A 14,528-nucleotide genomic window follows, 5' to 3' on the forward strand; every position below is an offset into this window, starting at 1 on the left:
TTGATATAAATAAATACGGGAACCTTTTTATTGCATGGCAATTAAACTCGAAGTAAAGAACCTCTATAAAATATTTGGCGACAACCCGCAGAGGGCGTTCAAATATATCGAAAAAGGACTTTCGAAAGCACAGATTCTGGAAAAAACAGGGCTATCCCTTGGCGTTATCAACGCCAGTCTGGCCATTGAAGAAGGCGAGATCTTCGTCATCATGGGGCTCTCCGGATCGGGGAAATCGACCATGGTTCGCCTTCTCAATCGCCTGATTGAACCCACCCGCGGGCAGGTGCTGATTGATGGCGTGGACATCGCCAAAATATCAGATGCCGAACTCCGTGAGGTGCGCAGGAAAAAGATTGCGATGGTCTTCCAGTCATTCGCGCTAATGCCACACATGACCGTGCTGGATAATACGGCCTTCGGTATGGAATTAGCGGGAGTGCCTGCCGGTGAGCGCCAGACCAAAGCGCTGGATGCGCTGCGTCAGGTTGGGCTGGAGAATTACGCTCACGCCTACCCGGATGAACTCTCCGGCGGTATGCGCCAGCGCGTTGGCCTTGCCCGCGCCCTGGCAATCAACCCCGATATTCTGCTGATGGACGAAGCGTTCTCTGCTCTCGATCCGCTGATCCGTACCGAGATGCAGGACGAGCTGGTGAAGCTCCAGTCCCGCCAGCAGCGCACCATTGTCTTTATCTCCCATGACCTCGACGAAGCCATGCGCATCGGCGATCGCATCGCCATTATGCAGGGCGGTGAAGTGGTGCAGGTCGGCACGCCGGATGAGATCCTCAACAACCCGGCCAATGACTACGTGCGCACCTTCTTCCGCGGGGTGGATATCAGCCAGGTCTTTAGCGCCAAGGATATTGCCCGCCGCAGCCCGGTTGGACTGCTGCGTAAAGCTCCTGGCTTCGGCCCGCGCTCGGCGCTGAAGCTGCTGGAGGACGAGGATCGCGAGTATGGCTACGTCATCGAGCGCGGCAACAAGTTTGTCGGCACCGTCTCCATCGACTCCCTGAAGGCGGCGCTCAGCCAGCAGCAGGGCATCGACGCGGCATTAATCGACTCTCCGGCTCCGGTCGACGCAGAGACGCCGCTTAGCGAACTGCTCTCCCATGTAGGTCAGGCACCCTGTGCCGTGCCGGTAGTGGGTGAAGAGCAACAGTACGTCGGCATCATCTCAAAACGGATGCTGCTGCAGGCTTTAGATCGCGAGGGGGCAAACAATGGCTGATCAATCTAATCCGTGGGGAACCACCGAGGCGGCGGACAGCGCCGCACAAACTACCGCTACACAGTCCGCAGACGCCTGGGGCACGCCAGCTCCCGCGCCGACGGACGGCGGCAGCGCAGACTGGCTGACCAGTGCCCCGCCTGCGCCGGAACACTTCAATATCATGGATCCGTTCCACAAGACGCTGATCCCGCTGGACAGCTGGGTCACTACCGGCATCGACTGGGTGGTTACCCACTTCCGTCCGGTGTTCCAGGGCATCCGCGTACCGGTGGACTATATCCTTAACGGCTTCCAGCAGCTGCTGCTGGGCATGCCTGCCCCGGTCGCCATCGTGGTCTTTGCGCTGATTGCCTGGCAGTTCGGTAGCGCGGGCATGGGGATCGCCACCCTGGTGTCGCTGATCCTGATCGGCGCGATCGGTGCCTGGTCGCAGGCAATGATCACCCTGGCGCTGGTGCTGACCGCCCTGCTCTTCTGCGTGGTGATCGGCCTGCCGCTGGGGATCTGGCTGGCGCGCAGTCCGCGAGCGGCGAAAATTATCCGTCCGCTGCTGGATGCAATGCAGACGACCCCGGCGTTTGTCTACCTGGTGCCGATCGTCATGCTGTTCGGTATCGGTAACGTGCCGGGCGTGGTGGTGACCATTATCTTCGCCCTGCCGCCGATCGTGCGGCTGACCATCCTGGGGATTAACCAGGTGCCGGAAGATCTGATCGAGGCGTCACGCTCGTTTGGGGCCAGCCCGCGTCAGATGCTGTTTAAAGTGCAGCTGCCGCTGGCGATGCCGACCATCATGGCCGGGGTTAACCAGACGCTGATGCTCGCTCTCTCGATGGTGGTGATCGCCTCGATGATCGCCGTCGGCGGTCTCGGCCAGATGGTACTGCGTGGTATCGGCCGTCTCGATATGGGCCTCGCTACCGTGGGCGGCGTCGGGATTGTGATCCTGGCGATCATCCTTGACCGCCTGACCCAGGCCGTTGGCCGCGACTCCCGCAGCCGTGGTAACCGTCGCTGGTATACCTCCGGCCCGGTTGGGTTAATCACCCGCCCTTTCATTAAGTAAGTTCTTGCCCGGCGGCGCTGCGCCTGCCGGGCCTATAAGCCCTCCATAATTAAGGAACAACGATGCGACATAACGTACTTATTGCCACAGCGTTTGCCACCCTTGTCTCAACCAGCACTTTCGCCGCTGACCTGCCAGGCAAAGGCATTACCGTTCAGCCGGTACAGAGCACCATCTCCGAAGAGTCCTTCCAGACCCTGCTGGTCAGCCGCGCCCTTGAGAAGCTCGGCTACACCGTGAATAAAACCAGCGAAGTGGACTATAACGTCGGCTACACCTCTATCGCCTCCGGCGATGCCACCTTCACCGCCGTTAACTGGCAGCCGCTGCATGACGACATGTACGCCGCGGCCGGTGGTGACAAGAAGTTCTACCGCGAAGGCACCTTTGTTTCCGGCGCAGCTCAGGGCTATCTGGTGGATAAGAAAACCGCCGAGAAGTATCACATCACCAATATTGAACAGCTGAAAGATCCAAAGATCGCCAAACTGTTCGATACCAACGGTGACGGTAAAGCCGACATGATGGGCTGCTCGCCGGGCTGGGGCTGTGAAGCGGTGATTAACCACCAGAACAAAGCCTTCGATCTGGAGAAAACCGTTGAGGTTAGCCACGGCAACTACTCCGCGATGATGGCCGACACCATTGCCCGCTTCAAAGAAGGCAAGCCCATCATCTATTACACCTGGACTCCATACTGGGTGAGCGACGTGATGAAGCCGGGCCGCGACGTTGTCTGGTTACAGGTACCGTTCTCCTCCCTGCCGGGCGAGCAGAAAGATATCGATACCAAGCTGCCGAACGGCATGAACTATGGCTTCCCGGTTAACACCATGCATATCGTGGCCAACAAAGCCTGGGCAGAGAAAAACCCGGCGGCGGCGAAGCTGTTCTCCGTCATGAAGCTGCCGCTGGCGGATATCAATGCCCAGAACGCAATGATGCACGCGGGTAAAGCGTCGGAAGCGGATATCCAGGGCCATGTCGATGGCTGGATCAAAGCCCACCAGCAGCAGTTTGATGGCTGGGTAAAAGAGGCGCTGGCCGCTCAGCAGTAAATTCTCTCTCCCTCACCAGCCGGTGGGGGAGTATTTTTTCAAGCGCACGAACCGACACACGATCCCTCCCCACGCTCCGGCGGATTCGTTATGATAAATAATCATTTATCTGACGATCTTCTATCCATGACTAAATCTACCCATCCGCTCAGCCCCGCGCTGATCGTGCTTATGTCCGTGGCTACCGGTCTCGCCGTTGCCAGTAACTACTATGCCCAGCCCCTGCTTGATACCATTGCACGCGCCTTTTCGCTCTCCTCCAGCCAGGCCGGTTTTATCGTGACCGCCGCCCAGCTCGGCTATGCGGCAGGCCTGCTGCTGCTGGTGCCGCTGGGGGATATGTTTGAGCGCCGCACGATGATCGTGGTAATGACCCTGCTCGCGGCGGGCGGCATGTTAATCACCGCCTCCAGCCAGTCACTGGGAATGATGATCTTCGGTACCGCCCTCACCGGTCTCTTTTCCGTCGTGGCGCAAATTCTGGTGCCGCTGGCCGCGACCCTCGCCACACCGGCGAAGCGTGGCAAGGTGGTAGGGACAATCATGAGCGGCCTGCTGCTGGGGATCCTGCTGGCGCGCACCGTGGCCGGACTGCTGGCGAACCTCGGCGGCTGGCGTACGGTCTACTGGGTGGCCACCGTCCTGATGGTGGTGATGGCGTTTGCCCTCTGGCGCGGCCTGCCCAAGGTCAAGCAGGACAACCACCTCAACTACTTCCAGCTGCTCGGCTCGGTGTTCTCCCTCTTTACCCGCGACAGGCTGCTGCGTACCCGCGCCATGCTGGGCTGCTTCACCTTTGCTAACTTCAGCATCCTCTGGACCTCTATGGCCTTCCTGCTCGCTGCCCCGCCCTTTAACTACTCCGAAGGCGTCATCGGCCTGTTCGGCCTGGCAGGCGCGGCGGGTGCGCTCGGCGCACGTCCAGCGGGTAGCCTGGCGGATCGCGGTAAATCGCACCTGACCACCACCTGGGGACTGCTGCTGCTCCTGCTGTCGTGGATCGCCATCTGGTTCGGCCACGCCTCGGCGCTGGCGCTGATCGTCGGTATTATCGTGCTGGATCTCACGGTACAGGGTGTGCACATCACCAACCAGACGGTGATCTATCGCGTTAAGCCAGAGGCACGTAACCGTCTCACTGCGGGCTACATGACCAGCTACTTTATTGGCGGCGCGGCCGGATCGCTGATCTCCGCCAGCGCCTGGCAGCACGACGGCTGGCGCGGCGTCTGCCTCGCGGGCAGCGTGGTGGCATTGCTCAATCTGCTGGTCTGGTGGCGCGGTTATCACCGGCAATCGGCTACGGAGTAGTCGTTCATTGACCTTTTGTTGACTTAGGTAACGGCGGGGGTGGTAAGGTATCCCCCGCTTGGTGACGGTTTCAGTTCCTAAATGTATATCCACAATTAATACATTTACTTTATTTGTCACTATCGTTACTATATCGGCTGTAACTAATGAGGTCATGCCCAAAATGGATAGTTCGTTTACGCCCATTGAACAAATGCTAAAATTTCGCGCCAGTCGCTATGAGGATTTCCCGTTTAACGAGATCCTCCTTACCCGTCTGTGTATGCACATGCAGGGGAAGCTGCTGGATAACCGCAATAAGATGCTGAAAGCTCAAGGGATTAACGAGACGTTATTTATGGCGTTAATTACGCTGGAGTCTCAGGAAAACCACAGTATTCAACCCTCTGAGCTGAGCTGTGCGCTGGGTTCGTCCCGTACTAACGCGACCCGTATTGCCGATGAGCTTGAAAAACGCGGCTGGATCGAACGCCGTGAGAGCGATAACGATCGCCGCTGCCTGCATCTGCAGCTGACTGATAAAGGTCATGAATTTTTACGTCAGGTGCTGCCCCCGCAGCATAACTGCCTGCATCAGCTCTGGTCTTCGCTTACCGTTGAAGAGAAAGAGCAGCTTGAGCAGATTACCCGTAAGCTGCTGACGCGCCTGGATGAGATGGATGAACAAGACGTCATCCTTGAGGCGCTGCGCTAACGCGACGATCCGCACGACAATCCTGATTAAATAAGAAATTGCCAGGCCAGCACAGCGTGCTGGCCTTTTGGTGAACAGGTCGGCTCAGCCGATGTGAAATAATAAGATCGTGGAGAACAAACATGAGCGCAAATGCGGAGAGTCAAACCCCGCAGCAACCGGTCAACAATAAGAAGGGTAAGCGTACGCGCATCCTGCTTATTCTGGCCTTGCTCTTTATCGTTATTGCCGTGGCATATGGGATCTATTGGTTTTTAGTTCTGCGTCATCACGAAGAGACTGACGACGCATACGTGGCAGGGAACCAGGTACAAATCATGGCGCAGGTGTCCGGCAGCGTGACGAAAGTCTGGGCTGACAACACCGACTTTGTGAAAAAAGGCGACGTACTGGTCACGCTGGATCCTACCGATGCCCAGCAGGCGTTTGAGAAAGCGCAGACCGAGCTGGCCTCCAGCGTGCGCCAGACCCGCCAGATGATGATCAACAGCAAGCAGTATCAGGCCAACATTGAGGTGCAGAAAACCGCTCTCGCCCAGGCGCAGAGCGATCTCAACCGCCGCGTGCCGCTGGGTAGCGCCAATCTGATTGGCCGCGAAGAGCTGCAGCACGCCCGCGACGCTGTAACCAGCGCCCAGGCCCAGCTCGACGTAGCGGTTCAGCAGTATAACGCTAACCAGGCAATGATCCTTGGCACCCGCCTGGAAGATCAGCCTGCGGTGCAGCAGGCCGCCACTGAAGTGCGCAACGCCTGGCTCGCTCTGCAGCGTACCAAAATCGTCAGTCCGATGACCGGCTATGTCTCCCGTCGTGCAGTACAGCCTGGGGCGCAGATCAGCCCCTCTACCGCGCTGATGGCGGTGGTGCCGGCCTCTGGCCTGTGGGTCGATGCCAACTTCAAAGAGACTCAGCTGGCGCATATGCGCATTGGCCAGAGCGCGACCGTGGTGAGTGATATCTACGGCGATGAGGTGACCTACACCGGTAAAGTGGTTGGCCTCGATATGGGTACCGGCAGCGCCTTCTCGCTGCTTCCGGCGCAAAACGCCACCGGGAACTGGATCAAAGTGGTTCAGCGTCTGCCGGTGCGTATTGAGCTGGATGCCAACCAGCTTGCACAGCATCCGCTGCGTATTGGTCTCTCTACGCTGGTCACGGTAGATACCAGCAACCGTGACGGTCAGGTGCTGGCCAGCCAGGCCCGGGCTACGCCAGCCTACGAAAGTAACGCGCGGGAGATCGGCCTCGAGCCGGTGAATACCCTGATTAACGATATCGTGCAGGCCAACGCGGGCTAACCCTGATGAGCGCTACGCAACCGAGAAAACCGCTGGAGGGGGCGCAGCTGGTCATTATGACCATTGCGCTGTCGCTGGCGACCTTTATGCAGGTGCTGGACTCCACCATCGCCAACGTGGCGATCCCTACCATTGCCGGTAACCTTGGCTCATCCCTGAGCCAGGGGACGTGGGTGATCACCTCCTTTGGGGTGGCAAACGCTATCTCCATTCCCATCACCGGCTGGCTGGCGAAACGCGTTGGTGAAGTGAAGCTGTTCCTCTGGTCGACCATCGCCTTCGCCATCGCCTCCTGGGCGTGCGGCATGTCCACCAGCCTCAACATGCTGATCTTCTTCCGCGTATTGCAGGGGATCGTTGCCGGACCGTTGATCCCGCTGTCGCAAAGCCTGCTGCTCAGCAACTACCCGCCGGCGAAGCGCTCTATCGCGCTGGCGCTCTGGTCGATGACGGTGATCGTTGCGCCAATCTGCGGCCCGATCCTGGGCGGCTATATCAGCGATAACTACCACTGGGGCTGGATCTTCTTTATCAACGTGCCGATTGGCATCGTGGTGGTGATCATGGCGATGCAGAGCCTGCGCGGTCGGGAAACCCGCACCGAGCAGCGACGCATTGACGCCGTCGGGCTGGCGCTGCTGGTGATCGGCATTGGCAGCCTGCAGGTGATGCTCGACCAGGGGAAAGAGCTGGACTGGTTCAACTCCAGGGAGATCATCATCCTGACCATTGTGGCGGTGGTGGCGCTGAGCTTCCTGATAGTCTGGGAGCTGACCGACGAGAACCCGATAGTCGATCTCTCGCTGTTTAAGTCGCGCAACTTCACTATTGGCTGCCTCTGTATCAGCATGGCCTACATGCTCTACTTTGGCGCGATTGTGCTGCTGCCGCAGCTATTGCAGGAGGTCTATGGCTATACGGCCACCTGGGCGGGGCTGGCTTCTGCGCCAGTGGGGATCATTCCGGTGATCCTGTCGCCGATCATCGGTCGCTTCGCCCACAAGCTGGATATGCGTCGGCTGGTCACCTTCAGCTTTATTATGTATGCGGTCTGCTTCTACTGGCGCGCCTATACGTTCGAGCCGGGCATGGACTTTGCCGCCTCGGCGCTACCGCAGTTTATCCAGGGCTTTGCCGTCGCCTGCTTCTTTATGCCGCTGACGACCATCATCCTCTCTGGATTGCCGCCTGAGCGTCTTGCGGCCGCCTCCAGCCTGTCGAACTTTTCGCGTACGCTGGCCGGCTCCATCGGTACGTCCATTACCACCACGCTGTGGACCAACCGGGAATCGCTGCACCACGCCCAGCTCACGGAGTCGGTGAACCCTTACAACCCTAACGCCCAGGCCATGTATGACCAGCTGCAGGGAATGGGGATGTCACAGCAGCAGGCGTCCGGCTGGATAGCCCAGCAGATCACCAACCAGGGTCTGATTATCTCGGCCAACGAGATATTTTGGATGTCCGCGGGGATATTTGTGATCATGCTGGGACTGGTGTGGTTTGCTAAACCGCCGTTTGGTGCAGGCAGCGGCGGCGGTGGCGCGCACTGATCGCCAAGTAAATTGACCGGACTGCGACAGGGATTGTCCGTCCTGATAAAGCCGTGCTCCTGAAATCGCTTCACGATAGTGAAAAGACAACAGGAGCACACCATGCTGAAAAATCCCGCTCAGAAATACCAGCCCTACCCTCCTCTCTCCCTGCCCGATCGTACCTGGCCGGAAAAGCAGATTACCCACGCGCCGCGCTGGCTCTCAACCGATCTGCGTGACGGCAACCAGGCCCTGGCCGAGCCAATGGACGTAACGCGTAAAATGCAGCTCTGGAACCTGCTGATCGAGTGCGGTTTTAGGGAGATTGAAGTGGCCTTTCCTTCCGCTTCGCAGACCGATTTCAATTTCGTTCGCCAGCTGATTGAAAAAGATCACATTCCTGACGACGTGACGATCCAGGTATTAACTCAGGCGCGCGAGGATCTCATTACGCGAACTTTTGACGCGCTGCGCGGTGCCAACCGTGCAACGGTGCATCTCTACAATGCCACTGCGCCGCTGTTCCGCCGCCTGGTGTTCGGTATGGAGAAGTCACAGGTTATTGAACTTGCGACCCGCAGTACGCGCCTGATTCGTAAACTGTGCGAGGAGAACCCGCAAACGTGCTGGCAGTATGAGTATTCGCCGGAAACCTTCTGCTTTACCGAGCCAGAGTTCGCCCTGGAGATCTGCGAAGCGGTGGCGGCTATCTGGCAGCCCAGTGCTGAACGGCCTATGATTATCAACCTGCCCGCCACCGTTGAGGTGAATACGCCTAACGTTTATGCCGATCAAATTGAGTGGTTCTGCCGCCATTTCAGCCAGCGCGAGGCGGTCTGTATCAGCATCCATCCGCATAACGATCGCGGAACGGGCGTGGCAAGCGCCGAGCTGGCGGTCATGGCCGGGGCAGATCGCGTTGAAGGCTGTCTGTTTGGCAACGGCGAGCGCACCGGCAACGTCTGTCTGGTGACGTTGGCAATGAATCTCTACAGCCAGGGCGTCACGCCAGAGCTGGACTTCAGCGATATGACCCGCGTGGTAGAGGTGGTGGAAAGCTGCAATCAGCTGCCGGTGCACCCGCGTCACCCCTGGGCCGGACGGCTGGCCTACACCGCCTTCTCCGGTTCGCACCAGGATGCGATTAAAAAAGGATTCGACGCGCGCCAGCCCGGTGGACGCTGGGAGATGCCCTATCTGCCTGTCGATCCGCAGGATATCGGCTGCACTTATGAGGCGGTGATCCGCGTCAACAGCCAGTCGGGCAAGAGCGGCAGCGCGTGGCTTATTGAGCAGAATCACGGCCTGACGCTGCCCCGCGCCCTGCAGCAGGACTTTAGCCAGCACGTGCAGCGGGAGGCCGACGAGGGCGGCAAAGAGATGACGCAAAATGCGCTCTGGCAGCTTTTCCGCAGTCGCTACGGGCTGGTGGCAGCGCCGCGCTTCCGGCTGCTCAGCTACAGCAGTGAGAGCCAGCAGGATGGACTGTTACGTTTAACCGCCGCCGTCTCGAACGACGGCGAAACGCGACAGCTTGAAGGGTGCGGCAATGGGCTGCTCTCTGCCGCCGCCAGCGGATTATCGTCATGGGTAACGCAGCCGTTTGTGATAAAAGATTATCATGAGCACACCCTGGGCGAGCGCAGCGATAGCCGTTCGGTCGCCTATATTCACTGTCTGTTTCAGGATGGCAGCAGCCGCTGGGGTGTAGGCATCGATAACGACGTAGCCCGCGCATCGCTCCAGGCGCTGCTAAATACGCTGGCCTAACGAAAATAGTCGCTGGGTGAAACGCCCATCACCCGGCGAAACATGGCGGTAAAGGCGCTATGGCTGCCGTAGCCGGTATCCAGCGCCACACGCAGCACCGACTGCCCCTGCGCCAGGCGCAACAGAGCCGCCATCAGGCGCGCCCGGCGTACCCACTCTCCGAAGCTTAACCCCGTTTGCTGCTGAAAGTGGCGGTTGAGCGTGCGCTCGCTCATATTGGTCAAGCTTGCCGCCAGGGTCGTGGTCCACTCCCGGGCAGGCTCTTCACCGATCTGCTGACAAAGGGTGCGCAGCAGGTCGCTGTGCGGTTCGGGAAGATGAAACGGCAGCGCCTGCATCACGCGGATCTCATCGAGGATCAGCTTATACACACGCTCATCGCGGCTGCCCGGCGTATAGCGCTCGGCCAGATCGAACGATGAGACAATCAGCTCGCGCAGCAGGGGAGAAATTTGCACGATCTGGCAGGCCGCAGGCAGGTCAGCGCGAGCCAGCGGATCGATAAATAGCGTGCGGGCGGCCACGTTGCCGGTAATACGTAACGCATGCTGCGTTGCGGCAGGAAGCCATACGCCCCGCCCCGGCGGTACCACCCAGCAGCCTGCTGCGGTATCAACCCTGACTACGCCGCTCAGGCTATGCAGCAACTGCGCGCAGTCATGCTGATGCCACGGCTCACTGTCGCCATGCGCGTAGTCATGGGCAAAGGGGAGCAGCGGGCGGTGGGTAAAAGAGAAGGTCGTGGTGGTGGTCATAGTAGGGTCACGCTAATTGCCCGGCAGGATCGCCGGGCATTTATCACTAGATATGCAGCTCTTGCAGCTTATCTTTCGGCAGCGCCAGCTCATCGTTGCTGTTGACGCGCACGTCGCGATCCAGGATATGGCGGGCAATCTCCTGCGCCTCGTCCAGGGAGTGCATCTGGTAGGTGCCGCACTGGTAGACGTTCAGCTCAGGGATCTGGTTCTGCTCTTTCACCTTCAGCACGTCGGCCATCGCCGCTTTCCATGCATCGGCAACGCGCTGCTCATCAGGCGTACCAATCAGGCTCATGTAGAAACCGGTACGGCAGCCCATCGGCGAGATATCGATGATTTCAACGCCGTTGCCGTTCAGGTGGTCGCGCATAAAGCCCGCAAACAGGTGCTCCAGCGTATGGATGCCTTTTTCCGGCATCACTTCTTTGTTCGGGATGCAGAAACGCAGATCGAAGACGGTGATGGTATCGCCGTGCGGCGTATTCATGGTTTTCGCAACGCGAACAGCAGGCGCTTCCATACGGGTGTGATCGACAGTGAAGCTATCCAACAACGGCATTTTGTCACCTCCGGAGTGATTTTTTTAAAATTAAGTGAACTCTTTGAACGCATGCAAGTCTGAGTATATGAAAGACGCGCATTTGTTATCATCATCCCTGTTTTCAGAGATGAAATTTTGGCCACAGCAATGTGGCCTTTTTCTTTTCTATCAGGCGTGTCTTGCCAGCAGATCCTCAAACGACTCGCTATCTGCCGCCTCAATCTCCCGCAGGCGCGCCCAGGATGCATCACGCTCTTGAGTGAAGTCCTCTTCCAGCAGAACCTCCAGCGGCTCTTCCCGCAGCATATCACGATACTGTGCCGCCAGCGCCTTGCCGGTGCCGCCAATGCCGCTCTCAAGCATCGAGTGCAGAATACGCGCCGAGAAGGTCAGCTCTGGGTTGTCAAAGCTCGCCACCAGCTGGTCGCACACCTCGGCATAGGCGCTGCCGCCTTCAATGCCGTCGAGGGTCAGCGCAACGCGCTTAAGATCGCGGAACAGATCTTTGCCGACCTCTTTCAGCGGGAACTGGGCGGTTTCACAGCCGATGCCCAGCGTCAGGCCCGGCTTGCGTCCTTCCAGAATCACACGATTCCAGTTGGTACGGGTACAGAGCAGCTCGTCGCTGCTCATCTCTGGCGCATCGGCCAGCACGCACCAGACCATGAACAGATCGAGGAAGCGAACCTGCTGTTCGTCCACGCCCACCGCCGAGAAGGGATTAATATCCAAGGAGCGAACCTCAATGTACTCAATGCCGCCGCGCAGGAGCGCATCCGACGGCGCTTCGCCGCTGCGGGTCACACGTTTCGGGCGCACCGGCGCATAAAGCTCATTTTCGATCTGCAGAATGTTGGTATTGATCTGCAGATGCTTGCCATCCTTCTTCAGCCCCATCTTCTCGTAGTCAGCGGACGGTGTTTTGATCGCCCGCTTCAATGCTGCCACATAACCCTCTAAATCGTTAAACGTAATACCGAGATTGCTTTGCGATTTATTGGTATAGCCGAGGTCGCTCAGACGCAGCGAGGTAGCATACGGCAGGTAGTACATCCCCCCTTCCGTCTTTTCAAACGGCAGCGTGGTGGGTTTGCCCTGCAGGAACGAGGAGCAGATAGCCGGGGACGCGCCAAACAGGTAGGGGATCACCCAGCCGAAGCGGTAGTAGTTGCGGATCAGACGGAAATAACCGTCAGAGACCGCCTCTTTATCTGTCGTACCGCACTTTGCCTGCCAGAAGGCCATCGGCAGGGAAAAGTTGTAGTGCACGCCCGAGATGGTCTGCATCAGCGCACCGTAGCGGTTTTTTAACCCCTCACGGTAGAGCGTCTTGAGTCGACCAATATTGGATTTGCCATACTGCGCCAGCTCAATATCCTGCCCGTTTTCAATGTAGCAGGGCATACTCAGCGGCCACAGCCGTTCATCTCCCAGGTTGCGCACGGTGTAACGGTGCACATCGCGCAGCACCGTCAGCATATGCTCGATATCGCCATCAACCGGGGTAATAAATTCCAGCAGCGCTTCTGCGAAATCAGTGGTGATCCATTTATGTGTCAGCGTTGCACCAAGCTGCTCCGGATGTCCGGTAGTTGCAAGCGTGCCGTCAGCGTTAACGCGCAGCGTTTCGCGCTCCAGCCCTCGCATAATCCCTTTCAGGACATGAGGATTTTTTTCCAGCCAGGACAGCGCCTGTGATACGTCCGGGATCAAGTTGACCTCCCGCCTGTCGAAATCATTTCTAATAAGCATAATTGTAATGGTTGACGATCGAAGCGTATGACCAACCAATTAGTGCCACCACGTTATACCCTGCAGGGTTGCGGCCGTCAGGACGGCGTAGCGTAGCCCCTTGCCAAGGCATAAAAAAAAGATAACCGGCCCCCACGCAATGCGCATCCATCCCGCAAGCAGGCACAGCAGATCACCGATAACAGGCATCCAGCTCAATAATAGCGTGGCTGCGCCATAACGTTTCAAATAGTGTTGGGCTTTTTCCTGCCAGCGTGATGTTTTACGCAGCGGAAAGAAACGTCCAAGGATAACGTTAGTCACCCCTCCAAGGCTATTACCTATTGTTGCTATTAACAAAAGTAGCCAGGGCTGACTGACGCCAGAGATTAACAGAGCGACCAGCAGCACTTCCGAACTGCCCGGCAATAGCGTGGCGCTGAGAAAGCTGCTGGTAAAAAGGGAGAGGAGTGACAGTGCGTCGCTCACAGCTTACGCACGTCCACCGCATCCATTCCTGCCCGCCGCGCCGCCTCCAGACCAAAGTCAGCGTCTTCAAACACCACACATTTGGTGGGATCGACGCCCATCAGCTCGGCGCAGAGCAGAAAGGTATCGGGCGCAGGCTTGTGGTGCTCGACGTCGTCGGCGGCGACCACGGCGTCAAAGTACTGGCGCAGGTCAAGGTGAGCCAGCAGCGCTTCGGCAATGGCGCGCTCGCTGCCGGTACCTACCGCCATAGGACGACGACCGTGCCAGGCTTTTACCACCTCGATCAGCGGCAGCGGCTCTACGGTGTCCAGCAGCATCGCCTTCACCGCCTCGGTTTTTTCCAGCGCCAGGGCATAGGGATCGAGATCGCCGTGGTTCCACTCAATTACCGCCTGCGCAATACGCCAGGTCGGCGAGCCGTTAAGCGCAACGATAGCCTGCTCGTCAAAGCGCATGCCATAGTGCGCCAGCACGTCGTGCCAGGCTTTACGATGGGTAGGTTCGGTATCAAGGATGGTTCCATCCATATCGAAAATCAGACCGTCATAACGTTCGTACATCGCGTTCTCACACTGCGGATAACAGAACATTACTTTAACGTAACCAGGGCGTTTTGTCGCTGATGGCGATAGGGAGTTAGGGGGTGAAACAGGATATTTAACAGAGAAATTATAAGGATGAAACAGTGAAGATAATATCAGGAGAATATGGTGCATCCGGGAGGATTCGAACCTCCGACCGCTCGGTTCGTAGCCGAGTACTCTATCCAGCTGAGCTACGGATGCATCAGGGTGGTGCTTTACTGCTTTTACTACTTATTCAATGTCGCTCAACTTGCCGCAACACTGCACAATATGGTGCATCCGGGAGGATTACTCGGCTGCGCCTCGCCCTGCGGGCCGTTGCTGAAGCAACGTTATCCTCCCTGGTGCTTGCGATAATTTCGCAGACCATGAAACAACAGCTTGGCTGTTATCTCGGAGAATATGGTGCATCCGGGAGGATTCGAACCTCCGACCGCTCGGTTCGTAGCC

At 58.1% G+C, this 14,528-nt stretch carries 13 protein-coding genes and 1 tRNA gene; 8 read left to right on the top strand and 6 right to left on the bottom strand.

Annotated features, from left to right (window positions below):
• The first annotated feature begins 34 nt into the window (after positions 1–34).
• From proV to leuA, 8 genes are all read left to right on the top strand, one after another.
• Positions 35–1,237 carry a glycine betaine/L-proline ABC transporter ATP-binding protein ProV gene (gene proV, locus RTN40_RS06080; RefSeq protein ID WP_312214056.1) on the top strand — a complete coding sequence of 401 codons (1,203 nt, stop codon included), beginning with the start codon at positions 35–37 and terminating at the stop codon, positions 1,235–1,237.
• A complete protein-coding gene (gene proW, locus RTN40_RS06085) occupies positions 1,230–2,306 on the top strand; it encodes a glycine betaine/L-proline ABC transporter permease ProW (protein WP_312227691.1) in 1,077 nt (358 codons plus the stop codon). The genes proV and proW overlap by 8 nt, the downstream gene beginning before the upstream one ends.
• Before the next feature lie 62 nt (positions 2,307–2,368).
• Positions 2,369–3,364 carry a glycine betaine/L-proline ABC transporter substrate-binding protein ProX gene (gene proX, locus RTN40_RS06090; RefSeq protein WP_312227692.1) on the top strand — a complete coding sequence of 332 codons (996 nt, stop codon included), beginning with the start codon at positions 2,369–2,371 and terminating at the stop codon, positions 3,362–3,364.
• A 126-nt stretch (positions 3,365–3,490) separates the two neighbouring features.
• Positions 3,491–4,675 (top strand): MFS transporter, encoded by a 1,185-nt coding sequence (locus tag RTN40_RS06095; protein WP_312227693.1) that lies wholly within the window; start codon positions 3,491–3,493, stop codon positions 4,673–4,675.
• A 163-nt stretch (positions 4,676–4,838) separates the two neighbouring features.
• Positions 4,839–5,369, top strand: a complete 531-nt coding sequence (gene mprA / locus RTN40_RS06100) for a transcriptional repressor MprA (RefSeq protein WP_042387615.1) — start codon at positions 4,839–4,841, stop codon at positions 5,367–5,369.
• A 122-nt stretch (positions 5,370–5,491) separates the two neighbouring features.
• Positions 5,492–6,667 carry a multidrug efflux MFS transporter periplasmic adaptor subunit EmrA gene (gene emrA / locus RTN40_RS06105; RefSeq protein WP_312227694.1) on the top strand — a complete coding sequence of 392 codons (1,176 nt, stop codon included), beginning with the start codon at positions 5,492–5,494 and terminating at the stop codon, positions 6,665–6,667.
• A gap of 5 nt (positions 6,668–6,672) precedes the next feature.
• A complete protein-coding gene (gene emrB / locus RTN40_RS06110) occupies positions 6,673–8,220 on the top strand; it encodes a multidrug efflux MFS transporter permease subunit EmrB (protein ID WP_312227695.1) in 1,548 nt (515 codons plus the stop codon).
• 102 nt (positions 8,221–8,322) lie between these two features.
• Complete coding sequence (gene leuA / locus RTN40_RS06115; protein ID WP_312227696.1) at positions 8,323–9,972, top strand: 2-isopropylmalate synthase; 1,650 nt, start codon at positions 8,323–8,325, stop codon at positions 9,970–9,972.
• Here leuA and RTN40_RS06120 read toward each other — a convergent pair.
• From RTN40_RS06120 to RTN40_RS06145, 6 genes are all read right to left on the bottom strand, one after another.
• A complete protein-coding gene (locus RTN40_RS06120; RefSeq protein ID WP_312227697.1) occupies positions 9,969–10,727 on the bottom strand; it encodes a helix-turn-helix transcriptional regulator in 759 nt (252 codons plus the stop codon). The two genes, leuA and RTN40_RS06120, sit on opposite strands and share 4 nt — an antisense overlap.
• 46 nt (positions 10,728–10,773) lie before the next feature.
• On the bottom strand, positions 10,774–11,289 hold the full coding sequence (gene luxS, locus RTN40_RS06125) for an S-ribosylhomocysteine lyase (protein ID WP_312227698.1): 516 nt from the start codon (positions 11,287–11,289) through the stop codon (positions 10,774–10,776).
• A 150-nt stretch (positions 11,290–11,439) separates the two neighbouring features.
• A complete protein-coding gene (gene gshA, locus RTN40_RS06130; RefSeq protein ID WP_312227699.1) occupies positions 11,440–12,984 on the bottom strand; it encodes a glutamate--cysteine ligase in 1,545 nt (514 codons plus the stop codon).
• Positions 12,985–13,062: 78 nt separating this feature from the next.
• Positions 13,063–13,491: a YqaA family protein gene (locus RTN40_RS06135; RefSeq protein WP_312227700.1), complete on the bottom strand. Its 429-nt coding sequence runs from the start codon at positions 13,489–13,491 to the stop codon at positions 13,063–13,065.
• Positions 13,488–14,084 (bottom strand): fructose-1-phosphate/6-phosphogluconate phosphatase, encoded by a 597-nt coding sequence (yqaB, locus tag RTN40_RS06140; protein WP_312227701.1) that lies wholly within the window; start codon positions 14,082–14,084, stop codon positions 13,488–13,490. The genes RTN40_RS06135 and yqaB overlap by 4 nt, the downstream gene beginning before the upstream one ends.
• A gap of 118 nt (positions 14,085–14,202) precedes the next feature.
• A tRNA-Arg gene (locus tag RTN40_RS06145) sits at positions 14,203–14,279 on the bottom strand.
• Positions 14,280–14,528: the final 249 nt, after the last annotated feature.

The organism is Pseudescherichia sp., from assembly GCF_031987975.1.
Lineage (GTDB): Bacteria > Pseudomonadota > Gammaproteobacteria > Enterobacterales > Enterobacteriaceae > Pseudescherichia.